Source organism: Pseudomonas batumici, from assembly GCF_036585405.1.
GTDB lineage: Bacteria > Pseudomonadota > Gammaproteobacteria > Pseudomonadales > Pseudomonadaceae > Aquipseudomonas > Aquipseudomonas batumici.
Genome location: NZ_CP144470.1, coordinates 178,323 through 201,631, shown reverse-complemented (window position 1 = coordinate 201,631; position 23,309 = coordinate 178,323). Strand labels below are relative to the sequence as shown.

Annotated in this window: 31 protein-coding genes and 1 pseudogene; 14 read left to right on the top strand and 18 right to left on the bottom strand. The window is 57.4% G+C overall.

Annotated elements, in window-relative coordinates; translation table 11 throughout:
* Nucleotides 1-160 precede the first annotated feature (160 nt).
* Together NUH87_RS00965 and NUH87_RS00960 are read right to left on the bottom strand one after the other, a co-directional pair.
* On the bottom strand, nucleotides 161-904 hold the full coding sequence (locus tag NUH87_RS00965; protein ID WP_338524300.1) for a hypothetical protein: 744 nt from the start codon (nucleotides 902-904) through the stop codon (nucleotides 161-163).
* A gap of 436 nt (nucleotides 905-1,340) precedes the next feature.
* The gene (locus tag NUH87_RS00960) at nucleotides 1,341-2,615 is read right to left on the bottom strand and encodes a DUF1173 family protein (RefSeq protein ID WP_338524299.1); all 1,275 of its coding nucleotides are present in this window, start codon (nucleotides 2,613-2,615) and stop codon (nucleotides 1,341-1,343) included.
* A gap of 573 nt (nucleotides 2,616-3,188) precedes the next feature.
* Here NUH87_RS00960 and NUH87_RS00955 point away from each other — a divergent pair.
* The 3 genes from NUH87_RS00955 (at nucleotide 3,189) to NUH87_RS00945 (ending at nucleotide 4,939) form a co-directional block, all read left to right on the top strand.
* Nucleotides 3,189-3,530 (top strand): DUF1640 domain-containing protein, encoded by a 342-nt coding sequence (locus tag NUH87_RS00955; protein ID WP_338524298.1) that lies wholly within the window; start codon nucleotides 3,189-3,191, stop codon nucleotides 3,528-3,530.
* A 185-nt stretch (nucleotides 3,531-3,715) separates the two neighbouring features.
* Nucleotides 3,716-4,354: a hypothetical protein gene (locus tag NUH87_RS00950; RefSeq protein WP_338524297.1), complete on the top strand. Its 639-nt coding sequence runs from the start codon at nucleotides 3,716-3,718 to the stop codon at nucleotides 4,352-4,354.
* 228 nt (nucleotides 4,355-4,582) lie between these two features.
* Nucleotides 4,583-4,939, top strand: a complete 357-nt coding sequence (locus NUH87_RS00945; RefSeq protein ID WP_338524296.1) for an HNH endonuclease — start codon at nucleotides 4,583-4,585, stop codon at nucleotides 4,937-4,939.
* Nucleotides 4,940-5,130: 191 nt separating this feature from the next.
* Here NUH87_RS00945 and NUH87_RS00940 read toward each other — a convergent pair whose 3' ends face one another.
* A complete protein-coding gene (locus tag NUH87_RS00940; protein ID WP_338524295.1) occupies nucleotides 5,131-5,493 on the bottom strand; it encodes a hypothetical protein in 363 nt (120 codons plus the stop codon).
* Between the two features lie 429 nt (nucleotides 5,494-5,922).
* Between NUH87_RS00940 and NUH87_RS00935 the strand changes: the two genes are divergently transcribed.
* From NUH87_RS00935 to NUH87_RS00920, 4 genes are all read left to right on the top strand, one after another.
* Complete coding sequence (locus tag NUH87_RS00935) at nucleotides 5,923-7,299, top strand: AAA family ATPase (RefSeq protein ID WP_338524294.1); 1,377 nt, start codon at nucleotides 5,923-5,925, stop codon at nucleotides 7,297-7,299.
* On the top strand, nucleotides 7,296-8,024 hold the full coding sequence (locus tag NUH87_RS00930; RefSeq protein ID WP_338524293.1) for a retron system putative HNH endonuclease: 729 nt from the start codon (nucleotides 7,296-7,298) through the stop codon (nucleotides 8,022-8,024). Before NUH87_RS00935 ends, NUH87_RS00930 begins: the two co-directional genes overlap by 4 nt.
* Entirely contained in the window at nucleotides 8,021-8,353 is a 333-nt protein-coding gene (locus NUH87_RS00925; protein ID WP_338524291.1) for a phosphotyrosine protein phosphatase, read from the top strand. The genes NUH87_RS00930 and NUH87_RS00925 overlap by 4 nt, the downstream gene beginning before the upstream one ends.
* A 168-nt stretch (nucleotides 8,354-8,521) precedes the next feature.
* The gene (locus NUH87_RS00920; protein ID WP_338524290.1) at nucleotides 8,522-8,917 is read left to right on the top strand and encodes a hypothetical protein; all 396 of its coding nucleotides are present in this window, start codon (nucleotides 8,522-8,524) and stop codon (nucleotides 8,915-8,917) included.
* Nucleotides 8,918-9,001: 84 nt separating this feature from the next.
* Here NUH87_RS00920 and NUH87_RS00915 read toward each other — a convergent pair whose 3' ends face one another.
* From NUH87_RS00915 to NUH87_RS00860, 12 genes are all read right to left on the bottom strand, one after another.
* The gene (locus NUH87_RS00915) at nucleotides 9,002-9,412 is read right to left on the bottom strand and encodes a hypothetical protein (RefSeq protein ID WP_338524289.1); all 411 of its coding nucleotides are present in this window, start codon (nucleotides 9,410-9,412) and stop codon (nucleotides 9,002-9,004) included.
* Nucleotides 9,413-9,500: 88 nt separating this feature from the next.
* Nucleotides 9,501-9,728, bottom strand: coding sequence for a hypothetical protein (locus NUH87_RS00910; protein ID WP_338524288.1), 228 nt, complete (start codon nucleotides 9,726-9,728; stop codon nucleotides 9,501-9,503).
* A gap of 493 nt (nucleotides 9,729-10,221) precedes the next feature.
* Complete coding sequence (locus NUH87_RS00905) at nucleotides 10,222-10,395, bottom strand: hypothetical protein (protein WP_338524287.1); 174 nt, start codon at nucleotides 10,393-10,395, stop codon at nucleotides 10,222-10,224.
* Between the two features lie 28 nt (nucleotides 10,396-10,423).
* Nucleotides 10,424-10,741 (bottom strand): hypothetical protein, encoded by a 318-nt coding sequence (locus NUH87_RS00900; protein WP_338524286.1) that lies wholly within the window; start codon nucleotides 10,739-10,741, stop codon nucleotides 10,424-10,426.
* A 152-nt stretch (nucleotides 10,742-10,893) separates the two neighbouring features.
* Complete coding sequence (locus NUH87_RS00895; RefSeq protein WP_338524285.1) at nucleotides 10,894-11,118, bottom strand: hypothetical protein; 225 nt, start codon at nucleotides 11,116-11,118, stop codon at nucleotides 10,894-10,896.
* A gap of 591 nt (nucleotides 11,119-11,709) precedes the next feature.
* Complete coding sequence (locus NUH87_RS00890) at nucleotides 11,710-11,832, bottom strand: hypothetical protein (protein WP_338524284.1); 123 nt, start codon at nucleotides 11,830-11,832, stop codon at nucleotides 11,710-11,712.
* Between the two features lie 24 nt (nucleotides 11,833-11,856).
* Nucleotides 11,857-12,744: a GNAT family N-acetyltransferase gene (locus NUH87_RS00885; protein ID WP_338524283.1), complete on the bottom strand. Its 888-nt coding sequence runs from the start codon at nucleotides 12,742-12,744 to the stop codon at nucleotides 11,857-11,859.
* Nucleotides 12,745-12,836: 92 nt separating this feature from the next.
* On the bottom strand, nucleotides 12,837-13,028 hold the full coding sequence (locus NUH87_RS00880) for a hypothetical protein (protein WP_338524282.1): 192 nt from the start codon (nucleotides 13,026-13,028) through the stop codon (nucleotides 12,837-12,839).
* A 315-nt stretch (nucleotides 13,029-13,343) separates the two neighbouring features.
* Nucleotides 13,344-13,565 carry a hypothetical protein gene (locus NUH87_RS00875; protein ID WP_338524281.1) on the bottom strand — a complete coding sequence of 74 codons (222 nt, stop codon included), beginning with the start codon at nucleotides 13,563-13,565 and terminating at the stop codon, nucleotides 13,344-13,346.
* A 14-nt stretch (nucleotides 13,566-13,579) separates the two neighbouring features.
* Nucleotides 13,580-14,008, bottom strand: a complete 429-nt coding sequence (locus NUH87_RS00870) for a hypothetical protein (protein ID WP_338524280.1) — start codon at nucleotides 14,006-14,008, stop codon at nucleotides 13,580-13,582.
* Nucleotides 14,009-14,052: 44 nt separating this feature from the next.
* A complete protein-coding gene (locus tag NUH87_RS00865) occupies nucleotides 14,053-14,301 on the bottom strand; it encodes a PapB/FocB family fimbrial expression transcriptional regulator (protein WP_338524279.1) in 249 nt (82 codons plus the stop codon).
* A 68-nt stretch (nucleotides 14,302-14,369) separates the two neighbouring features.
* Complete coding sequence (locus tag NUH87_RS00860) at nucleotides 14,370-14,894, bottom strand: site-specific integrase (protein WP_338524278.1); 525 nt, start codon at nucleotides 14,892-14,894, stop codon at nucleotides 14,370-14,372.
* 294 nt (nucleotides 14,895-15,188) lie between these two features.
* Here NUH87_RS00860 and NUH87_RS00855 point away from each other — a divergent pair, with 294 nt between their 5' ends.
* From NUH87_RS00855 to NUH87_RS00835, 5 genes are read left to right on the top strand one after another with little or no spacing between them, the layout of a single operon-like run.
* The gene (locus NUH87_RS00855) at nucleotides 15,189-15,593 is read left to right on the top strand and encodes a TIGR03757 family integrating conjugative element protein (RefSeq protein ID WP_422393895.1); all 405 of its coding nucleotides are present in this window, start codon (nucleotides 15,189-15,191) and stop codon (nucleotides 15,591-15,593) included.
* Nucleotides 15,590-16,537, top strand: a complete 948-nt coding sequence (locus NUH87_RS00850) for a TIGR03756 family integrating conjugative element protein (protein WP_338524277.1) — start codon at nucleotides 15,590-15,592, stop codon at nucleotides 16,535-16,537. The genes NUH87_RS00855 and NUH87_RS00850 overlap by 4 nt, the downstream gene beginning before the upstream one ends.
* A 47-nt stretch (nucleotides 16,538-16,584) precedes the next feature.
* Complete coding sequence (locus NUH87_RS00845) at nucleotides 16,585-17,982, top strand: integrating conjugative element protein (protein WP_338524276.1); 1,398 nt, start codon at nucleotides 16,585-16,587, stop codon at nucleotides 17,980-17,982.
* A complete protein-coding gene (locus NUH87_RS00840) occupies nucleotides 17,979-18,323 on the top strand; it encodes a hypothetical protein (protein ID WP_338524275.1) in 345 nt (114 codons plus the stop codon). Before NUH87_RS00845 ends, NUH87_RS00840 begins: the two co-directional genes overlap by 4 nt.
* Nucleotide 18,324: 1 nt before the next feature.
* Nucleotides 18,325-19,851 (top strand): conjugal transfer protein TraG N-terminal domain-containing protein, encoded by a 1,527-nt coding sequence (locus NUH87_RS00835; protein WP_338524274.1) that lies wholly within the window; start codon nucleotides 18,325-18,327, stop codon nucleotides 19,849-19,851.
* A 7-nt stretch (nucleotides 19,852-19,858) separates the two neighbouring features.
* Here NUH87_RS00835 and NUH87_RS00830 read toward each other — a convergent pair whose 3' ends face one another.
* Together NUH87_RS00830 and NUH87_RS00825 are read right to left on the bottom strand one after the other, a co-directional pair.
* Entirely contained in the window at nucleotides 19,859-20,227 is a 369-nt protein-coding gene (locus NUH87_RS00830; RefSeq protein WP_338524273.1) for a DUF3742 family protein, read from the bottom strand.
* A gap of 202 nt (nucleotides 20,228-20,429) precedes the next feature.
* Entirely contained in the window at nucleotides 20,430-20,924 is a 495-nt protein-coding gene (locus NUH87_RS00825; RefSeq protein WP_338527043.1) for a DUF3742 family protein, read from the bottom strand.
* 78 nt (nucleotides 20,925-21,002) lie between these two features.
* Between NUH87_RS00825 and istA the strand changes: the two genes are divergently transcribed.
* Nucleotides 21,003-22,028, top strand: coding sequence for an IS21 family transposase (gene istA, locus NUH87_RS00820; RefSeq protein WP_338524272.1), 1,026 nt, complete (start codon nucleotides 21,003-21,005; stop codon nucleotides 22,026-22,028).
* Nucleotides 22,025-22,808 (top strand): annotated as a pseudogene (gene istB, locus NUH87_RS00815) (IS21-like element helper ATPase IstB). Before istA ends, istB begins: the two are co-directional and overlap by 4 nt.
* Before the next feature lie 22 nt (nucleotides 22,809-22,830).
* Here istB and NUH87_RS00810 read toward each other — a convergent pair.
* Nucleotides 22,831-23,292 carry a cold-shock protein gene (locus tag NUH87_RS00810; RefSeq protein ID WP_338524271.1) on the bottom strand — a complete coding sequence of 154 codons (462 nt, stop codon included), beginning with the start codon at nucleotides 23,290-23,292 and terminating at the stop codon, nucleotides 22,831-22,833.
* Nucleotides 23,293-23,309 lie beyond the last annotated feature (17 nt).

The window sequence follows — 23,309 nt, the reverse complement described above, 5'->3', positions numbered from 1 at the left end:
CATCGGTGGGCGCCCGATTAATCACGTAAGGTGAGTTGGCGGAATATTTAATTAATGTTTTCAAATCCCGCCTTCATAGGCACTTGCAGGAATCTATCAATGTTATGCGCGAGCGCATTCTTGTCAAAATCGGAAGACCAAAAGGAATCGCTATAAATTTTTATAAGTAAAATTTCTTTTTGATACCACCGGCAATTACATATTCTACAGCTTTTTCTTCTGCGACCAACGTGCACATCATCGTCAGATTCTTCTTAGTCAGAAAGGGAACTGCCTCTCCATTAAGCAGTTTCTCCTTAAAATTAAGCATCCGCTTAGGCTTGCATTGCAACTTGCTTTCAATCGCACTCATAACCTTGTTTACAAGCTGTTCATTGGTCGTTTGTTGGTTTCTGCGTTCAAGCTCAATTGCCCAGGCCACCTGTGCATCGTTATAATCTGCAAGGGAAATGCTGTTGCGCCTCATTCTCGGATGGAAAAGGCCCGCGCTATCGACGACTTGCAGTTCTTCTACTGCGTCCACATCCGAGCTGATGGAAACAATCTCCCAAATAAATCGAGCATTTTTGTCGTCCCCACCTTTTTTTCGACCCATAACGTTCAGGTGGTAGGTAATGCCGTTTGAATCAAGCTGTGCCGTAATATGTGCGGTGTACCGCTGATGTATACCCTTCTGGACGCGCAGAACGTTGGGGACCTGATCGTCGCAAGCTTTCTTGAACTCGCCCAATCTTATTTTTGAGGCATTACCGGTCAGTTTCTCCGGAGGATAAGCTGTGTTCCTCACTATTTGCAAAGCATTGGTGATCAATCGATCGTGCTCCGATTGTGGCACTTTCGATTCTAGATTAGGGAGCAGGAATTCTTTGCTATCCCAACCATTATCGTAGGTTATAGTGATCATGCAATACCTCTTCTGATGAACGCAAGCGACGTTCTCGACAGGCCAAGACTTGAAGGTTTTGAAAAACTTTCCCGACTAATTTATTACGAGACTCCGTTCTTTTTCAGCGAGTACAGCGTACTTGTTGAAGCTGGACATGTCGAATATCGCAGAGCTGGCACCGATGATGGGTAGCGCGTAAACGTAAGTGATCAAAACCTGAGCGTGAAAAGGCTCATCCTGATGAACCGCTCGAAACCATAGATCAGTAATATGAATCTGGAAAGGACCGCGCTGGTCTTTTTCCCATTCAAGGTAAAATCATGACCAACTCGGCCACTCACTGGCCCCTGCCCCCACTCGCCTGGGTGAGGAGCGATTGATCTTCCGGAGTTCTTCATTGCGTGAAGCGGGCGAAAGTGCCCGCAAATCAGAGTGGGACCTCGAACTTCGCCCGTTAAAACGAACGCAACACCTGAGGCATTGTGCAAGGTAACTCACGCATCCGCTGTTCTTTCGAATCCTCTGTGGCGTCCCAGCTCCACCATCCCTCCGTTCCGTAGACGCGGTCGTACCATTGGGTTTTTCGGGCCTTCTGCGCCAGGTACTCGGGCGTGTTCATCCCAAAGACTTCCAGGGGGAAATCTTGCTTCATGTCCAGGAGCCAGAAGTCCGGGAAGAACTCACACTCATCGGCGTCATAGCGAAGCGGTTTTTCAAAGCGGCGGCCGGCGGCAAACAGCTTGGCCTCCAGGATGGATTCGTAATCGGAGTCCAGCGGTATCCAGCGCTCACTGACATGCATCAGGGCCAGGTCCAGTACCTGGGCGCGAGCACCGGAGCTACCCGTTTCCACGTTGAGCTGAGCGATCGCCATGACCCGCTCTCCGCGCTTCCAGGCCGCGAGCTCCTGCTTGAATCGCCTCTCGGTGTCCTGCCAGAGCTCGGCGGGCATGTTCAGGTAAGGCATGCCAAAGGGCCCGGCCAGAGGTAGCTTGAAGATCACACCGTCGTGCTTGCCCTTGTCAAAGCGCGCCAAGGGCGAGACCGCAATCACTCGACGGTTGCGCTGGACCGCGTCCAGCACCACGCCTTCGTTGGAGACTTCAGCTTTGGAGCGAGGGGTCGCACTGACCAGTAACACGTCACTCAGCATCATGCGCCCGACCTTGATCCGGCCCGCTGTTTGACGCAGAGCGCTATGGACCAGCCCACTGGTTCGCTTACCCTCCATCGCCGGGTACCAGACGTTCAGCCGCGCCTCTTGCCACAGCAAATGGAGCAGCCCGAGCAAGGTCATCACCGGTTTGCGGAGGCTCGCCGCGGGCTTGTGAATGCCCACGCCCTTATCGGCACGCTCACCCTTCGCCGCTTGCTCAAGCAGGCCCCGCGCCAGACGCACACGCAAGGTGCCGTCATCACCCTCCTCGACCACGCCGATCTCATAGCCCTGCATGCCTGACCGCTCGGGTGCTGGCGCGTAAAAGCGGCATTCGTTGGCATGCTCGGGGCCTGTGCCGGCGAACCTGGCCAGGTGGAAATAGTCGGTTGTTTCCCGGCGTTTGATGGCCAGCTTACGCTCACCCTTGCCCGGGCAGCGGCACGAGGCGTGGGTGCGACCATAGGCCATCTCCAACACCGACTTCCAGCCCTTGGCGAACTGATCCTCCGTTTGAAATAGCTTCGAGAAGGGTTGGCCGTCGATCACGACCGTGAAACGCTCATTGAGCATGGAAACACTCTCCTTGTGCAGGCCCCTCGCGATGGGCCGTTGTCCTAACTGTCAGCGTTCTCGAGCAGGGGCTTGAGCAAATCCGTGAAGGCAGTTTCACGCACTCCGCCCCCTACCCTGCATTGACATCACCCAGACGCGCCGGGCCTTTCATCATGTTCGAGCGCACCTAGGCCACCAAGGCCAAAGTTGTCACTGAATGAAAGGGGGCTAACTGGATACCTCTCGGTCCACCGCCCCCTAGGGCCCCCCGCATCCCGGCGCCTAGGATCACTGACACTCAAAACACTAGGCAGGAGACCACGCAATCCGAGGAAACGTCCGACTATCCCGTCCAGCAGCTTTGGATCGACTATCTGGGCTGGTTCGCTGTCGTTGGCAGCACCTTCCCAGGTAGCCAGGACCTTCAAGGCTACGGTGGGCTTTCAAGCTCATGGGTCATCTGTAGTTCGCTCAGCATTCGGAAGCGCGAACAATCGACGAAATCCTCGTCGACCGAATGCCTCAACCCCACCGTGACGGAAATCCACCGTCGGGTGGGTCTCCTGATCGACTTTCCGTACAGGAGACAACATGACACTTGCGATAACGATCTACGACGCGTTGACAACCGCCAACGTTCCCCCTGACAAAGCCAAAGCGGTGGTACACGCTTGGGAGGCCGAAGTGGAAAAACTTGCATCAAAGGCTGACCTCAAACAGGTCGAGACCCATTTGACACAGTCCATCAATGCCCTGGGCACTGAGCTACGCGCCTCGATCAAAGACCTGCAATCTGCTTTGCGAGAACAGGGGGTTGAGCTGAGAGCCGAACTCAAGGACCAACGATCGTCTACCCGAGTTCTTCAATGGAGCATCGGGGTGACATTTCTCTGTGTAGCGGCGCCCCTGATCCGAAGCATGTTTGGGGTGTAGACCAGGTCTTCTTGGTTTGAACACCTGCATCAACCTTCAGCCACACGATCTTCATCGGTGGCCCATTCGTAACAAGGCGTCGGCACCGGCCACGCCCTGATTCATCACCTATTCAGCCCATGCGGGGAACACTCCCCCGTACGGGTGCAGTGTCTCTCCGTGTTGGGCTTTTTTGGAGAGATCCCATGCAACTGAATGCCCTTACCCCGCTGCAACAGCAGTTGATCAAACTTCCAGTCGTGCTCAGCGCACGCACCTGGCAGGAAGCCGTTTACACCGACCATCCCTTTGAGTGGATGGAGTTTGAACAACGCCTGACCGAAGTCATCAGGGCCGGCTATCGAGCCATTCTCCAACGGCCCGAGGTGTCGGTCCTTTGCAGTTACACCTACGACTTCGGCCTCTATCGCTTGCCACCTCAGCATCTGCAGGATGAGTTTCACTGGCTGGACCTGCGCCTGATCGTCGAGCGAGATCATGACGTACCGACGCAGCTGCGGATCATGCTCAGGAGCGAAAACACTCAATCGGCTCGGCACACTCAAAGCCTGCTCTTTGAGCCCGGCCAAATGGTGATGACTCGAGGTGTCAGTCAGCTTGAGCAACAAGGGCTGCTGGACATACTTCCATACCTGAAACGGCACCTCGCCGGTGATTGGGGCGAGTTGGACGAGGACGACAAGCTGAGCAACGTCCAGGCGCTGCAGAACGGCACCCGGTTGCTCTCGGCCTACAACATTGACGCCGGAGACCATACAAGACTCTGGATCATCACCGAGGCGGACAGGCGCGTCACCACTGTGCTGCTGCCCTATGAGTACTGACTCATTTCCCCTGCCCCAGCCTGACTGAGGCTCACCGACCGTCTGCTCACCTTCCCGGGTGAGTAGACGGTTTCTCCTTTGCCGCAACGTTATGAAACCGAGGTGCTGGGCTCAATGCCGATGCGGACACCGCATCGAGCACCACTCGCCATGATGCCTTGATTCCGTGAAGACGGCGCAAGACATCTGGCAGCACCGCGGACCTCTTCTGAAACCAGGAGGCCTTTAGTGTCCAACTCCATCGCAAGAGCGCGCGCCTATGCGTTCTATCGTCAGGAGGGTCGCTGCTGTTACTGCGACTACCCCATGTACGTCACCTCGCCCCAGAAATACGCACAGCTCTATGGCTGCTCGCACAGGCAAGCCCTGCAGATGCAGTGCACGGCCGAACATCTGGTGGCCAAGTGCGAGGGCGGCTCAAACCGTGCTTCAAACATCGCGGCAGCCTGCAAGCTGTGCAACCTCCGCCGGCATCAGGGCAAGATTGCTCTGCCGTCGCAAGCCTATCGGGACCTCGTCCAGAGCAAGGTGCTGGAAGGTCTCTGGCATCCATTTCGTCTGATGGGGTCAGTGGATCAGCCATAAGCAGGATCTAGCAACCACCCCATGGTCGTACTCACGACCATGGGGCGGTTGTCATTCAGTGCTCCGAGCTCAACACGATGCCCTCCACTGAATACCGAATTGCGAGCCGATTCAACGGAGGGCTCGCGTTAGCTCAGGCCGAGGAAAACTTAACGTCGTGTCCGGGATGAGTTGACCACTACCCTCCCATCTCAAAGATTTTTCAACGCCTCACTCACTGCATCTTTCGGTGACTTAATTTCATCTCGCCGGCCGTTCGCAAAAACCACATAGGTACTCCAAGGAGTACTCTCGCTAACTCCGTCTGCTGTCTTCAACTCAAATTTCGCTGTGCACTTGAAATCGCCATGCTCGATTTCGGCCCCATACCCTTCGGTCATACTCAAAACCTGATAGCCACGTTTCTGGGCCGACAAATCGGCATGCCCCCGGAGATGCTGGAAGCAATTGTCACGGGAGGTCATAGCAGACGCAGTTGCTGGCATTCCAGCGGGGACATCTGCGTGAGCGTATCCGGCACTCAATATCAAGGCCACTGCAAATACTTTCTTCATGACTCATCCTTTCGAATAACCGTTCACCCGTGCGCGAATAGTCGCGCCTCTCTACTGCTTCGGCCCCGCATGGCGGGGCTTGAGGTGTTTATCATTTTCAGGTGATGGGCCTCATTGGTCGTGGCTGAGAAGGTCGGACCGTTTTCCTGTCACTCGTCAATGTTTGGCCAAGACTCTGTCTCCGGACGCACCGACAAGCCACACGCCGCCTCCACACAGCCCAACCTAGCCAAGCTCCGAGCCCGGTATGTCAGCGAGCCTCGTCACCCAGTAGCAGTCCCCACTCTAGGTACCTAGACGCAACCTGTAACGCCCGCCCGCAGAGCTTTGCCTGGCATTTTTGTGGTTTGCATTTAGTATGCTGTTCCAACTGCAACACAAAGGCATCCCCCTTATGCTGGGCCAGGTAATGAAACCGGAGAAAATACTGTGAGGCTCGACAAGCTGCGCCTGCAGAACTATCGCTGCTTTGGAGCGTTCGAGATCGACTTCGATCCGCATCTGACCATATTGATTGCCTCCAATGGCGGCGGTAAAACCACCATTCTGGATGCAGCTCGGGTTGCGCTATGGCCTTTCATCAAAGGGTTCGACCTGGGCAGCCAAGCCGGTAACTCAGCCACGATCCAGATTGAGGATGTGCGACTCGCACAGTTCAGCCGTGGCAACATGGAGCCTCAGGTCCCCTGTGCGATCGAAGCCTGGGGAGCCTGGTCGGACAGTGCCCTCCAGGAACACTGGTTGCAACAGCGCGTGAGCTTGAAAAAGGCCACCAATACCCTCGGTGATGGGGGCACCAGAGCCCTGAATTCACATGGTAAAGGGCTTCAAGAGCAGGTGCGCAGCGACGCGCCGGTGACACTGCCGATGGTGACCTACCTGGGAACGTCCCGACTCTGGTACGAGGGGCGTTTCACTTCGGCCGCCGCGCAAACGACGCTCGACAAAAGCGAATACTCCAGAACGTCCGGGTACCTGAACTGCCTAGCCTATTCGTCCAGTTTCAAGACCTTCACCGCCTGGTACAGCTGGATCTATCGCAGCTACCGTGAAGCCCAATTGATTGGGTTGGAGCGTAATACCCAGTTGTCCGACACCGGACAGCGTTTTGAGCAAATCATCGCCGCCATCAAGGGCGCCATTGATCAGTTGCTCAAGAACTCCACCGGTTGGCACAGCCTGGAGTACAGCGCCAGCCATCAACAGCAACTGGTCATGCACCACCCTGAACAAGGGGTGCTGCCAGTAGACATGCTCAGTGATGGACTGCGCAACACCATTTCCATGGTGGCTGACCTCGCCTTTCGTGCTTGCAAACTCAATCCCCATCTCGGTGAGCGAGCACCGCTGGAAACCCCAGGCATCGCATTGATCGATGAAGTCGACATGTTTCTGCACCCCCACTGGCAACAGACAATCATCGGGTCATTGCGAGCCGCTTTTCCCGCCATGCAGTTCATCGTCACGACGCACAGCCCACAAGTACTCAGTACCGTCCGGCGTGAAAATATCCGGGTCATCGGCAAAGACGCCGAAGGCCAGCTCATTGCGTCCCAGCCGCTTGCCATGACCTACGGTGAGCCGAGCAATAGCGTTCTCCATAGCGTGATGCAAGTCGATCCGCAACCGCCGGTGGATGAAAAGAAGGACCTGCTGCAACTCACCGAGTGGGTGGACAAGGGCCGCTACGACGAGGGGCCGGCGGTTGCATTGATGCGCAAGCTGACCGAGGAGTTGGGTGAGCAACATCCTCAGCTTCAGCGCCTGCAACGCAGCATCAGACGGCAAAAGGCATTGAACGGATGAGGATGATTCGAAAGCGTGCAGAGGTTCCGCGTCAGTTGATCCAGGCACACGCCAACCCGCCAACAACCCACGATACAGCCACCAGCCGATGGAAAAGTTTTCGCAGACATAAGAAGCCGGTTCTGGACGCCCTGCTGGTTGAGCAGTACGGGTTGTGTTGCTACAGCGAAATTCGCCCGGACCGGGTGGGATTGGGCTTCCACATCGAACACGTCGAGAACAAAAGCCAACACCCCCAGCGTACTTTCGACTACAGCAACCTGGCGGCCTGCGCCCTGGATAGCCAAAACGATTTGCCGGCACTCAAAACGCAAGGCGCTGAAGTATTCGGTGGCCACGCACTCGGCAAGTCAAATGGCGTCGATATAACCCGTTTTATATCGTGTCATCAGGCCGACTGCTCGCGCTTCTTCGCCTACCTGTCCGATGGTCGTGTGGTGCCGGCTGACGGGTTGTCTCCTCAGGATGAAGACCGGGCTCGCTACACTATCGGCCTGCTCAACCTGAACAGCCCTTATCTTCAAGATCTACGTCAACGCTGGTGGGAAGAGCTGGACACTCTCATCGAAGAGCATCTTGATCAGGACATGGACCTGCGTTGCTTGGCGGGCATTGACCTCATCCCCATCGGAAACGACCTGAGCCCGTTCTTCAGCATCACACGCAACCTTTTCGGTCGCATCGCCGAGGAGGTCCTTGAGCAGGACGCTCCTGAGTTGCGATGACCAGGGTAAATGCACTGTTTGTCTGCGGTAAAAATCGGCTCCGCAGTCCGACCGCCGAGCACGTGTTTGCGTCCTGGCCTGGCGTAGAAACAGCATCGGCCGGTGTTGGCAATGACGCCGATGTCCTGGTGAATGCTGAGCTCCTGGCGTGGGCCGATCTGATCTTTGTCATGGAGCTCGTCCATCGCAGAAAGCTCACTGCCCGATTCCGTTCTGAGCTGGCCAGCAAACGCGTGATATGTCTCGACATCCCGGATGACTTTGACTACATGGCGTCCGAATTGATCGACCTTCTGCAGGCCCGGGTTCGCCGATTTTTACCCGCCTGATGATCGATTGGCCAAGCTGACTGCTACGATCTGCGGCAGACGGCCCTTCTACCAATCGAGGCATGAATAGTCTATCTAGCGGCTCGAAAATTGATGACGGTGAGGTGGCTAGGTATACCCTACCCTCTGATCAAATTTGATAGCCATGCGTAAACAGGGAAGATCGCAATGACCACGAATGAGAACAAGACGGAGCTTGACCAACTCATGCTTGAAGCGGCGGAAACCGGGTTGAGCATCGACGACATAGCGCCCATTTGCGCACGGCTAAAAGTCGACGCTCGTCACCTGGTTAACGAGCTCGCCTTAGCGGTGGCGAATGGTTTCATCTCGCAGGCCTTCGATTTCGACCTCTGCAGTCAGGTCATGAACGGTCTGGAAGGCGTTGTTGCTCAGTTGGCCGTCGATGGCAAAACGCCGGAGCCTGCCCTTTCCATCTATCTGGCTTTCGATGCCGGTGAATTCAAACGATCTGGCGACCCAATAGAGGTTTGTCCAGCGGAGAAATACACGAGGCCGATGATTGAGCGAATCTTGCTTGAGCGTATAGATGACCGGCGCTGACCCGCACCATCGTTGCGACTCTTTTAGTCCGGATTTGACTGGTGACGCCCCCATGAGCTGACTCGGATCCCTTTAGTCATCTACTCAGCCGACAGAAAGCGCCTCGGACAAAATGACGTCTTCTGCCAATACATTGAAGGCTAAATTTTCCGATAAAAAAAGAATGCAAAAGTGCCTCAGTAGCGGTGGCTGATGGCTCGATACCGATCGCCATGCCTTAGTCGTGCGCTCCAAGAATTCTGACTCCTCAAACTCCGTCAAATCGCCCATGCTCCATGCATCCGATTTACCGGAGAACTCAAACATTGCCTCCCCCGGAAAAGGTGTCTTCATAAAGCTTCGGGCGCCCTTGAAACGGAGCTCTCGCTTTAAGGAAGGTATTTCTTCCAGCCCATCAGTGCCGATATCAGCACCGTCATACTCGATCTCCAGCACGACCTGACCCAGCAGATCGAAACGAAACCCGCGACTCCCCATAGCCAGGTAACCACTCATAAGGGTCGAGAATTCGCTTGGGTTTTCCTATTTTCATACGCTCCACTTGTCGTTGCTCCACACCAGAATCTCACCTACTGCTCTCTGGCTATATGGCCTCTTTCGCTCCATACATGAATGCCCCAGCAATCGCTGCGCCGTCGGCATCGCAAAACTCGGTGTCGTACCAGACGGGAAAGACCCGGGCACCTGACCCGAGTGCTGTCAGGAGGCTTCGTTCTTGCTTTTGGTGCTCGTTCTCCAGCATGGGATGTCGACTGAAGATGAAGCTCTCACCCTCATGGAAAATCGTGAGGCAGAAAGCGTTCTCGTTCATCACGTATCCCTTCAATGCTCTCCCTTCGGCGACTTTGATCGTTGCGCGTATGAAAATGCGCATGCGCAGCGGGAACGGGTTGGGGAAATGATTGCAATGGTGATCGTCACTTTGTATCGTTCGGTCATATCTTGCCCTCCGGGACTTTCCTACATCGCTTGCAGAGTTGAAACGCTTTTGTTGGTAGGGGTGGCCCACACCAACCCAAGCAGCCGATGGCGACGTAAGCAGTAGGTGACCTGAGCCTTCGTTTTGCTTGGAACGCTAGCCACCTCAAAGCTGAACTGCTCCCCTGGTCGAGCCATTCGTTGCCCCTTGCAGGGGCCGTCGATGACCGGCAATTTCACTTCAACGTCACGTTCAAGCATCGTCGTCGTTTCCCTTAACTGGTGTGGGGCTCGATGCAGGCTGCTTTGCTCTCGAAAACCTGCTCGCTACCTGACAGGTCCAACGGGATACGAAGCCGATCCGCAAGGCGGACAAATGCGTTGGCCTAGCCGTTGATGAGCATGTGCCCGGCGCACTGCATGTCCGTCTTCTTGTGACAGACAAACGAGTCTGCGGCGAGAATTTCGGTCGCTCGATCCTTGCCCAGCCACCCTTGCAAGGTGTCCTTGCGAAACGGGCAGTCCCGGCATGGCTTCTTGATGTGGGGCAGTTTGGACATAGCTCTACTTTTCCTAGGCTACTCGTTGTCATTCACGCTGAAGCTCCACGTGCCACCGGTAGTTATCGGGTTTAAATGCATATCGCCAACCCGAACCTGCAATAACCATGATCCCTTCTTCGATATCCTCAAAGACCCGGCAGGTCAGAGTTGCCGTCTCGCCATCCGGCTGTGAAATGGCTGTCCCTTTGAACAAAGTCCCTTGGTGTCGTTTGATGTTTACGGTGTAGTAGTACCCATCAGAATGCTGGATATCGAAGGCAATCTCATCACCAGAGTCTCGCAAAATAAAATCTTTGATTGGCTCGCCTACGCCTAGGTCGTAATAGCTTCCAGTAACGTTCATTGTATGATTCCTGTCTGTTTTCGCGGACGCGAAAATGGGCGTCCATCTACTGCCCCGGCCCCGCGTGGGCGGGGCTTGGGCTGTTTCTCGCATGCGAGAAATGGTGTACCTGGGATTCTCCTAAACGTCCTGGATGAGACTGCGTAGTCGAGCTAGGTGGTAGCGCCTACCTTCCGGGCATGCAGGTTGCGCTGTCGCTCGATCATCTGCTCGGCGATAAATTTGGCCAGGTTGTGATCGCCCTTGGCCAGATAGCCCTCCAACTGTTCCGCATCACTATCACGGCCGCTGTAGTCAATCCGCTCCGCGTTCACCTGGTCAATCAGCGCCTGCAGCTGTAGAGGCAGGCCAGCGATTGTGCTTATGATTAAGGTCATTGTCTCTTTTTCCTATGGTCGCGGACTACCGCGTGCAGTGAAGTAAAATGCCAACACCACACCAATCAGGGGACTGGCGAATGCCAGGATTTCAGTGAAATACTGACTCTGGACGGCGGCACTTATCAAAACGGCCGCCATCAAGAAGTACAACGTCAAGATGGCCAAAATCGGCTGCATTCGCTTGTTGATTCGTTCTGTCTTCGGCTCGGCATGGCCTAGGCCGCCGCAGATGCCGCACGGAAGCCCAACGTGACCTGAGCCTTTGAGGTTGTTGTTCTTCACACATGCGGCGCATGCAGCCCCATTAGCGGCCCTACTGCATGTGCCGGTGCGCTCGCAGTGAGCGCATGGGTAAAGGTTGGCTTTAACGTCCATGGGGCATTCTCCTACTCGGCCTGAGCGGCTGCGCGACGCGCGGCTCACTCTTTAGCTCGTCTGACGTAAGTGCTTCGGTTCTCCCTCGCCTCCTGCATCGAACGGTTTGAAAAGGTTCCGGAGTTCTCACGGAACGGCTTTTCTACGCCATTCACCTGGGCGGACAGTGACCGAATACCCTGGGGTGGTGTAGCACTGGTTCAAATCGCGGATCTAGCTGCTGATGCTGCCGATGACCTCGCCGTCGACCTTGATGAACCAGTCTTTGCTGGTAACGTTGTCGCCAGGAGCCCGAAACTCGCTCCCATCTGGCTTGAAGGTAACGTTGATGGCCATCGGTCTTTTTCCTATACAAGCCGTTCAGTCAGCCGCCGAGCCCGGATTGCAGAGCTCACGCGCAACGCGCAACTCGGGTTCGTTGCGTTTATCAATGAAGTGCGCCGCCTGAATCCAGACCTCGCGCTCATTGCTGGACTGGCAATCAATCCCGTCTACACCCTGTAGTTCAAACAGGCCGGGTGAAACCTGGACAACAGTAGCGCCGGGGCGCCGGTACTCGACTATCTGCTCCGCCCGTGCGCTGACAAACTGCTCAGCCTTTCGTTTGAGCTCGTCGATCAGGCGATTCAACTTTCGCTCAGCATCACGCATTACTTTCATGCCGTGCTTCTGCACCAGTTTGCCTTGGACCTGCATAAACTCAGGCGATTTATAGATCGGGTCCGTCCAGAGCACCGCCATCGCACCCGGCGAAGGATCTGTGCGATTGTTCAAAACAATCTGGGTGTCCTTGTAGCCGATCACATGGAATCCCATGCTCTCGTAGACGGGTACCTTGTTAATAAAACAGGTCAGCTCAATGTGGGGGCATTCTGCCGCCACTGCTGCCATCATGTCCCTTGCAATACCTTTGCGGCGGTGTTCGCTGGCAACGGCCATATAGGTCAGGCCGCAGGCTTTACGGTCTTTGATCACCGGCAGGTAAAGAACGAAGCCGATAACGCTTCTTTGGGCCTCGTCAGCAAAAGCCACCACCAGGCGCACAGGCGCTTCTTCGTCGAGCTTCCCGACACGGCTAACGTACATGAGGATCTCGGTAGAGAGCGTGTACTGGTACTGCGGATAGAACGCATTACTTGGCGGCACACCGAGCATCGATAGTTCAGTGACGTTTTGCTGCGTTAGCTGCCCGATTTGTGCTGAGACCGTGCCCGGTACGCTATCGGTGTAAGTGACGATCTTGTGCATATGCGAGCGGTTCCTTCGTTCGTGTTCTGTTCAATCTTCGGCGCTCATAAGCCGCTTGTGGGTCATGCGCCGCCAGCGCGGCAATTCCGTGATCAGTTGACTTGGGCCGTGGGGTTAGCACACGCCTCATACATATCGGCCAGTTTCTTGTTCTGCTGCTCCCAGCGGTTAGTCGCCTTCTCCCAACAGTACTGATTCAGCGCCGTCAGCAGCGGACCATCCAGAGATAGGGGCAGTGGCTCGTTCAGGAGCACCGGCGCCGCAAAGGTTTGTTCGGATGTCATGGTCAATTTTTCCGTAACGGTGTCGGCGCTCCGTTTTCACGAGCCAATTCGTGCAGGATCCTGCGAGCTACACTTTCAGCGGCACGGCCGCCGCGCGCAGACTGTGACCCGCCTCCATCCATTCTGACCGTCATCCAGTCTGTCGCATCAACACGATATGAACCAGTCACCTCCGTCCCATCGACCTCAACCATAATTTTGTTCCAATCTGTAGGCGTGCTTTTATGTTTCATCAGTTGTGCTTCCTACTTGCTCGCGGTGACGTTCAGGATCGTTCCAACGGCTGGGCTTGGGCGTTGCTGCGACCTTTCCTTCCTATTCGCTTGGGTGCCACTGGCCTATGCCACCAGCCTCTATCAGCATGGCTTGGACTTGTTCGTAGGTGGCTGGCTCGTCCGCGTTGACCACGTAGGTGCTCGGGTCGGTTGCTGTCACCCAGTTGCTGCCCACGATCAATGTGATCGGCCAAAGTCTCCCTTCAACACAGTGCCAGACGAACTGAGCGACAGGCTCAGTGATTGGTGGAGAAATCGTCATGGCGCCCTTTTCCCTTAGCTCAGTTGTTCAACGACGCAGCCCGGCAGGCAGAGCCAAGTGATCCCATGTTCGTCGCTCATTTCAACACTGGTGAAGCCCAGCTTGCTCGCCAGCACGCCGCGCAACCGCTGAAACTCCCAGCTTTGTTCGCCTGCGTCCTCTGGCTCGCACGAGTCCAGCGATGGGCAGTCCAGCGACATGATGCTTTCGGCAACGGCCTCGTCGCCCTTGGCAACCTCTACCGCAGCCTCCCAGGCGCCGTCGATGCTGTAGTTCAGTTCGTAGTCTGTCAGCGGTCGCGGCGACGTAATGCGATGCAGCACCGGGCCATGACTCAATGCGGTGGCCTCTGAGGAGGCCCCAAACACCCCACCGAAAACACCTTCAGCACGGATCGCGCCGAACTGCTCGTGACTACCGTGAAAATGTTCCATGACTGCCATTTCCAACTCCTCAGTGATTCGCTTCAATGAGGATAAGTTTACAGTTAACGGTAAAAAACAGCGAGTTCCCGAACTTCCCTACTCAGCTTATTGAGGTCGGATACCTTCCTCGAAAGCGTGGTGTCACTTACGCCGAACTCTGCGCATGCAACGGTCTGCTTCTTGCCTTCAACAAAGTGGCCGTACAGCGCAGAAATTACCGACTCAGCGGTGATTCTGGTGAGGCCTATGAGGCGTCGAAGATGCTCTGGATCTACCTGGCCGGGAACAAGCTCCCGCTTTGCAACTGCCATCAAACACTCCCGTGGCGAAGCATGGAATTTACCTTTATCGGTAAAATTTCTCACGGATTGAGCCCGCATCATAGTGCCAACTCGAACGCCCGTCGCATGACCGCGAGGTCAACGCTCAGGTAGGGCTTGGAATGGTCCAGGCAGCTATGGCCGGGCATAGTTTGTACGGTCTCGACGTCGCCTGTCGCAGCCAACACCTTCGCCGCAAGCGAGCCCCTGCCGCTGTGTGATGACCCTTGCTTGATGCCGGCTTGCCGGTAGAGCCGGCTGATCGTCTGCTGGAGTGAATCACAGGCGCGATACACCTCCGGCCCGCTGTCCAGCTCGCGGTGCTTGAACGCCAGTTCAAAGGCCTGGCCTTTGTGAGTTGTGACCAGCTTTGAACCTGGGCGCAGGCCCCGGTATTCGTCAGCCCCGGAAAGGCCCCACCTGCGACGAAGGCGAACCCCGATCCAGGCTTCCAGGGCGGCCACGCAGCGTGCATGGGTCAGGTACACATTTCTCGGTCGACAACCCTTGGTGATTTCTGCGCGCAAATACACCTCAGGCTTGATAGCACCGCTCGGGTACAGCACATCGGCGACCTCCAGCAAGGCAAGCTCAGTGACGGATGCAACCCGGATCGGTGTTTGAACTGACCTGGACGGAGGGATGTAGCGCGGCGGGTGGTCATATGGTCTCACTGTCAGAATTACACAGGAATCGTGCTCGATCTGGAGAGAGTCAGGCCGAGGCCTCCTGGCAAGGGTATCAGCAGGTCCCGGGTGGTGTTCACGGAGAGTCCCACCACACCTTCCAAAAAAGCCCTCACCCGCGATCCTGTTTTATTGCGGTAATCGTGCGTCGTTTTGAAGACGATTCGGGTTTCTCTTACCCGGACCTTTGCCATGATGCTATCGCCCTCCTTTCGGTCGCTCGGCCTGACGGCCCTGCTGGCTGTTTCCCCCACCTGTTTCGCCAGTACCTGGGTCATCACGGACTCAGCCCATCCCGTTGAGGTGACGCCGGATGTTCGCGTGACTCACCTGGATCGTCTTGATCACCTGGAGGCTGTGCTGTCCGGTCAACTGCCGGCGGATCCTGCCCTGGCGCAGGCCTTCTTTCAGGAAAGCCTCACAGCCGAAGCGGCGGCCGAGATCAGTCAGGCCCACCAGGACGTGGTGGAAGCTTGGAGCCTCGGCGTCACCAAGATGCCAGCCGTTGTCGTTGACCAGCGTTACGTCGTCTACGGCGATCCGAACCTTGAGCGCGCGCTCGCGAAGATCGAGCAGTTCAGGAGGGCTCAGCCATGAGTATGGGTTTGCCGCGTAAGCGAGTTAGGTCGTGGGGAGCGGTTCTCCTGGCCCTTCCCTACTCGCCCCTGAGTCTGGCCCTGGACACCGCCACCATCGTCCCGTCAGTAACGTCTCCAAGCTGCCTGGAGTACCAGGTCGTAGGGGTTTGCTACTGGCTGCGCTGCACGCCCTTCGGCTGTAGCGTCAAGACATCGGCAAAAGTCCGGCATTACGTGCCCGATGCGGTGGTCTCCAGTTACTCCTCTACGGGTGAGAACCCCTGGAGGGAGGTCAAGCTCCTGAGTCCGGCCAACCCGACGGCCCAGGGCGGTGGCAGCGGCACCACCAACAACGCGAACGAGAACAACCTCTCGGTCTTCAAGAACGTCGATGTGATCGGTCACCCGGGCATCGCGGCGTTCAATGCCTTTGCCAGTGGGTCGGGTTACACCTGCGCAGGGGCCGGTACACCCTACGCCCCCAACCTACTCAGCACCCTGGACACCCTCGGCTGGCGCCATGGCATTCCGGAAAGCATCTACCCGCCCTCGCTGATCCCAGGCCTGCGTGAGATCGGCAGCCGGCTTTCCCTGAACCTATGGGGCAGCGTCTACCCGCGCAGCGGTTTTCTGCATCAGCCTGACGACTACAAAGCCTCTGCCGTGATGGCCCAACGCGCCGGCGACATCGTCACCCGCCCAGGCCAATTGCATGTCTACCGGCCGCTCCTGGCACTGCCCAGCCCGGGTTACTGGCCCGCGGGGGAACTGCGCGAATCCGATCCCCGCACGGGCAAGTGGCAGTCGCTGACGCCGGTGCTCAGTCAGTCCTGTTCGGTCTTTCCTCACCCGGGTCCTCACCTTCAGGCCCAGGACGGCGGTTACGCCTGGTCGCTGTGGCGCCCCTACACCTGCTGCAAGCGGGAGGGACAGACCTTTCTCGGCAGCACGGGCCCTCAATAACGCCTTTCCCGTCTTTCCATCGTCTCTTACGCTATGGAGCTTCACCCATGACTCGGACGTCAGTGTTTCAACGGTCTTCAGCCGGCCCCTGGCTGGTTCTCTTCGCGGCCCTCTCGGGCTTGCCTGCCTTCGCGGCGCCACCCAGTTTTAGCAGCACCGGCAGTGTGATCGGTGACGACGTGCTGTACCGAATTGGCGGCGGCAATGCGGTATCGATGGGACGTGCCGGCAACATGCGCAGCATCGGTGTCGGTGTGGGCTGGAACAGCAACCTCATGTGCGGAAACCTCGACCTGTCCACCACCCTGCACAATCAGCTCAATGGGCTCACCGATGGCTTTCAAAGCATCATGGGCAGCCTGATTCAGAACGCCACGGGTGCCGTGGCCTCACTACCGGCACTGATCATTCAGCGGGCGGACCCAGCCCTGTACAACTTGCTCACCAACGGCATCCTTCAGGCACGGCTCGACTTCGACCGCTCCAAAGCCAGTTGCCGTGCAATGGCCGAGCGCATGATCAACGTAGCCGGTAGCCAGAGCGGTTGGGGCTCTCTCGCCGAGGGACAGGCGCTCAAGGAAGCCATGGGACGAAACCGCGATGCCGTCGCAGTGACGGCCCAGGCCGAGTCGGACAAGGGCAACACCGGCATTCCATGGGTAGGTGGTGACAAAGCCGGTGGCCGAGGCCAGCCACCGATCCGGGTGGTCAACACCGTCACCAAGGCCGGCTACAACCTCCTCAATGGCCGTGGCGCTACGGAGACGGGGACCATTGCCCCCGTCGACTGCAACAGCGGCATGCTCTGCGGCACCTGGCGCTCACCGGATGAAGCCGCCACGTTCGCCAACCGTGTGCTGGGCGAAGTGGAGCAGCAGACCTGCGAAGGCTGCACCAAGAGCAGCACCACCGCAGGTGTGGGCCTAACGCCACTGATTCAGGAGGAGTACGAAAGCAAACTCCAGTCGCTGCAAGCGCTGATTGCCGGTACCCAACTGCCCAGCATCGAGAACCTCACAGCTGCCGGCAGCAGCTCGATGCCCATCACCCGGGGCGTTATCACCGCCCTGCGCGATGAGCCCGACCAGGAGCTGCTGGCCCAGCGCTTGGCCTCAGAGATCGCCGTCACCGGCGTGCTGGAAAAAGCGCTATTGCTACAGCGCGCCCTGCTGGCCGGCAACAAGGAACCTAATGTCGCCGCCAACGAGATCGCCACGACGGCGGTGAACCAGGAGCGCGAGTCACTGCAGCAGGAAATCACCAACCTGCGGACCGAGCTTGAACTGCGCCGCGCCCTCACCAGCAACTCCCCCGCCGCCATCATCGCCCGCCACACCGAGCGCAAGGACAACTCACGCACCATCTACGAAGGCGACCCGGACACCAACCGGCTCGAAGCGGTGGAGAAGGACGTCAACAGCGGCAGAAGGACTCAGCGACCATGAACACGCCCTTCTTCTCTCGCTTCAAAGGCTGGGGTGTCTGGGGCTCCATCGCCGTCGCCTTGTTGGTCATTCTCATCGCCGCCGCATTCAACCTGGGCGGTGTGTATGTGATGCAGGGGTTGCCGGCCTGGCAGGCCTGGAGAGCCCACACCTACTGGTATTTCTTTGCCTGGCGCATGGGGCTCTACAGCGTCGCCCTGCTGGGGTGGCTCAAATACCGCGCGCGCCTGTTCAAGCGAGAACCGGGCGCAAACCTGCGGTGGCCCAAAGCCGAAATCGCGGTCTTGCTGGCCTTGGCCCTGATGGAGTTGTCCCGCGCTTACACTCAGCTAGGAGGCTGACATGACGCTCTACACCAACGATTATTTGGAGTACTACCTGACCCTCGTGGGCTGGCTCGTCGGCAACGGCATCTGGGACGTGCTGATGGACTCCGGGCTCTTCGCCCTGCCAATGTTTGCGATCCTGCTTCAGGAATGGATCAGGGCCCGCGATGAAGGCGCCGATGAGGGCAACAAAGGTCTGCTGGCCGCCACCCGCATCGAAAATCGCCTCTGGTTGGCCACGGCCGTGATCATGTTTGCGGGCGTGCCCTTCATTGAGCTCAACCTCACGACCCTGCAGTTCGACGACAGCCGTTCACAGCAATGCCAGTACCAGGTGCCGGCACCCGAGGACACCGGCTGGGGTCGCTCCTTCACATCCCTGAACAACCAAAGCGCCCGCGTGCCGGTGTGGTGGTGGTTCGTGCACTCGATGTCCAAAGCGGTGACCGGTGCGGCTGTGGCGGCTATTCCGTGCGGCACGGATCTGCGGCAGATGCGCATGCAGGTCAACACCACTCGGCTGCATGACCCGGTGCTCACACAAGAGGTCGCCGACTTCACCAACGACTGCTACGGCTACGCCCGGGCCAAGCTGTTCATGAGCCGCCCCACCCTCACCGACGAACAGACTCATGACATCAACTGGATCGGTTCCCGGTACTTCAGCCAGCAATCCGGCTACTACGACACCTACCATTCCAAGACCCCGCGGGCCGAGTGGCCCTACGATCCGGTACGGGATATGGGGTTGGCCGAGGTCAGCCATGGTGGCGGTTACCCGACCTGCAACCAGTGGTGGGCCGACAGCGACCAGGGCCTACGGACGCGGTTGCTCACCCAGGTGGACAGCAGCCTGTTGGATCGATTTTTTCAGTGGGCCAACTTCCTGTCCCGGGAGGAAGTGAACGACGCAATCATCCGGCAGGTTATTTCGCCGAGTAGTCAACGAATGTCCTTGGGCAAGGTGTATAGCGACTACGGCGGACAGGTAGGCGGCTCAATGCTCAATGACATGAGCCGCGTAACCGGTGCCGTTGGGGTCGGTGCGGGAGCCATGGCGTACTTTCCGGCCATGGATGTGGTGCGCCAGGCGCTGCCCATGGTGATGGCGGCGCTGAAGATGGCGTTGGTCATCTGCATGCCGTTGCTGCTGATGTTCAGTACCTATGACCTGAAGGCCGCCATCACGGTGTCGGTGGTGCAGTTCTCCATGATCTTCGTGGACTTCTGGTTCCAGCTGGCACGCTGGATCGACACCACCATCCTTGATGCTCTGTATGGGTTCACCTCGCCTCACGCGAACCTGAACCCGCTGCTGGGCTTGAACAATATGCAGGCGGACTGGCTGCTGAATTATGTGATGGGGGCGCTGTTCATTGTATTGCCATCCTTCTGGATGACCTCGTTAACTTGGGCTGGGATCCAGGCTGGATCTGCTCTTCGAGGGCTAGCAGAGGGAACCAAAGATGCCCAGCAACAAGGAGGTAAAGGCGCAGGTATAATTAAGAGTAAATTTAAAAAATCACTATCCAAAAAAGCATAACTGACGACTACAAGTCACGATAAAATGCTGGATCGTTAATATTTTCAAGAGAGTAAGGATCAGGAAAGAGCTCCTCACCATCAAAACCTACTATTTCTTCTACTTCTTCACCAGAGTTCGAATCACTCATTAGCACTTCCTTGAGGACAAAAAAGCCTATTACAAAGACCGCAACCCAGAACGCCACATACAGGAAGCCTCCAATCAAGGCCAACCTAACCACCAGAAAAATCACAGTATTCAATGTCGGCGGCGAGCCTTTCTTACCCATCCAGGTAGCCGCCCTTTCTTCAAATTTCAGATAGCCAGCAGATGCCCCGCGCATCCATTGACCCAGATGATAGAAAAATCCATTTTTCTTCGTTTCGGCTGCCATGGTGCTGACCTCGTATTGAGATTCCGTACGTGTTCAGAGCAGCTTTGCAGATGATCCGCAGAAGAGCCTGTAAGGCTTTTCAGCAAATGCTGACGGATTGGCCTTTTAATAGAGACGTTGTTGAAATGACATCGCCCTTGCGGACCGTGATTCAGCAGGTCTCTTACCGTTGCGTGGTCGAATCGATCGATGGCGGATCAGGTCAAAGCTCCTCCACATCAGAGTCCACTCTCTCTGCGCCGCAGTCAGGATCATCTCTCCGAATGCCCACCAACACCCAGAGCCCAAGAATCAAGAGCGCTATCCAAAACGCCAAATACAAGAAACAGCCGACAAAGATCAGCCTCACCGACCACGTCAGGATCCCGGCCAGAACCGCGGGCACGCCTTTGTTCTTTAGCCAGTCCATGGCGTCATCCTCAGCCCTCCGGTAGCGGCCAGAAAACTGCCCCAGCCAGAAGCCCAGCCGATAGGACGGTCCACGATGGTGCTTTGCAGCAGAAGGCCCGTCCCGCTCGTGCGCTTTGCATTTTGCCCACCAGTCATTCAACGTCTGCATCTGCGCCTGCGAGGCCGCGATGAGTTGAGGGTCCGAGGTTGTTTTGATCACCTTCACAACAGCCAACTCGGCGTCAAACCGGTGCACCGTGTATTTGTAGTTGGAGCCGGCCTCTTCTTCCGTGTACCTGGATGTCACCGCCAATGTAAAACTGACCCCCTAACGCCAAGGCAAATTTGACCCCCTGGGCGATCATGGCAGCTTTGAGCTGCCGAGATGTTGACCCAGGAGCAGTCAGTGGAAATCAGGGTATTGGCCCGTCAGGGCATGGGCATCAAAACCATCGCGCGCACGCTTGGGTTGTCGCGCAACACCGTTCGTAAGTACCTGCGTGGTGAAGCAGAGCAGCCGCGCTATCAGGTGCGAGAGCTACGTCCGGCAAAGCTCGATCCCTTCAAGGGCTATCTGCAAGAGCGCGTGGAGGCAGCACGACCGCACTGGATTCCTGCTACGGTGCTGTTGCGCGAGATCCAGGCGCAAGGCTATGCAGGCGGCATTAGCCGGCTCAAGTCCTGGTTGGCGCCGTTCAAACGCCCGCCCCATGACCCGGTAGTTCGCTTCGAAACCTTACCTGGCCAGCAAGTGCAGGTCGATTTCACTACCATCCGCCGGGGTCGCGACCCGCTCAAGGCCTTCGTCGCCACGCTTGGCTACAGCCGTGCCACCTTCGTCCGCTTCGGTGCCCGCGAGGACAGTGATGCGTGGTTGGATGGCTTGCGTGAGGCCTTTGCCTATTTCGGCGGGGTGCCAGAGGAGGCGCTGTTCGACAACGCCGGCGCGATCATCCTGGAGCGCGACGCCTATGGCGTGGGCCTGCATCGTTGGCATCCCCGGCTGCTGGCACTGGCCGATGAATACGGCTTTCGCCCTCGTGTTTGCCGACCCTATCGGGCCAAGACCAAGGGCAAGGTCGAGCGCTTCAATGGTTACCTCAAAGGCAGTTTCATCACGCCACTGGCAGCCACGCTCAAGAGCGCGGGCTTGCCGCTGGACGTGGCCACGGCCAACGCGCACATCGGACGCTGGCTCGATGAGGTCGCACATCAGCGGATTCACGGCACCACAGGGGTGAAGCCGGCGGTGCGCCTGGCTGAAGAGCGTGATGTCTTGCTGCCCTTGCCGGCCGGCGGGGTTACAACAGCCCCAGCGATCACCTCGCTGCGGCTGGGACGGGTTCTACCGCATGAGAGCTTACAGCACCCGCTGTCGGTCTACGATGAGTTGCTGGAGTGGAACCGATGAACCTGCAGCATGCCCGCATCATCGATGCTGTGCCAGCAGCTTAAGCTTGAACGAATGGCAGCGGACTGGGCGGGCTTGGCCCAGCATGCGGCGACCCAGGAACAGAGTTTCGCCGACTTCCTCGAGCAACTGCTGCGTGCCGAGGCCGAAGCACGCACCGAGCGTTCACGGCAGACCTTGTTGAAGATGGCGACACTGCCAGCCCTCAAGACGCTGGAGCAGTACGACTTCGCTTTCGCCAGTGGCGCGCCGCGCGCGCAATTACAGGAGCTGGCAGGGCTGAGCTTCGTCGAGCGCGCCGAGAACATCGTCCTGCTCGGACCTAGTGGCGTAGGCAAAACACACTTGGCTTGCGCCTTGGCCTACCGCGCGACCCTGGCCGGTATCAAAACCCGCTTCATCACCGCCGCCGACCTGATGCTGCAACTCGCGGCCGCACACCGTCAGGATCGCCTGAAGGAGTACTTCAACCGCGCAGTGATGGGCCCTCGGCTGTTGGTGATCGACGAAATTGGGTACCTGCCTTTCGGCCGTGATGAGGCCAACTTGTTCTTCAACGTCGTTGCCCGCCGCTACGAGCGCGGCAGCATGATCCTCACCAGCAACCTGCCGTTCACCCAGTGGGCTGGCACCTTCGCTGATGACCAGACGCTGACGGCCGCGATGCTGGATCGGCTGTTACACCACGCACACATCGTGCAGATCTCCGGCGACAGCTATCGCCTCAAGGACAAGCGCAAGGCGGGTACCGGCCCAGCGCGTGCGATGAAGACCGTTTAAAACAGGCCGAGGGGGTCAAATTTCAATTGGCGAAAAATGAGTGAAAGGGGTCAGTTTTGGGTTGGCGTTGACACCTGGACAGGGTGACGTGTAATACAGCGTTCGCCCCCCACAGCCTGGCGGTCTCGATCAGCAGTTGGCGGGCCTTGCTGAGGTCACTGGATTCGCTCCAGCCTTTACCTGTGATCAGCACCGTCCTCATGCCTTTCGGTGGGCCTGCTTTGGACCAGACGAGATCGTATGGCTCAACATAAATGACTGTCGGGCCCAACCCAGGCATCACGCGCTTTGCTTTCGAGCCTTTGGCGGAAGGTGTCGGTATGAACGTGACATTCTGCCCAGTCACCAGAGGCGCTCGCCCCTCGACATCATGAAGGTGAAAAAAGTACCGCTCACCGTCCTCTCCTTTGATGAAACCGTACGCCTTGATGGGGACAAAACTGATGACGACACCTGCGATGCTCCCGGCGGTTTGACTGTCCATGTCTGCCACGTAAATCA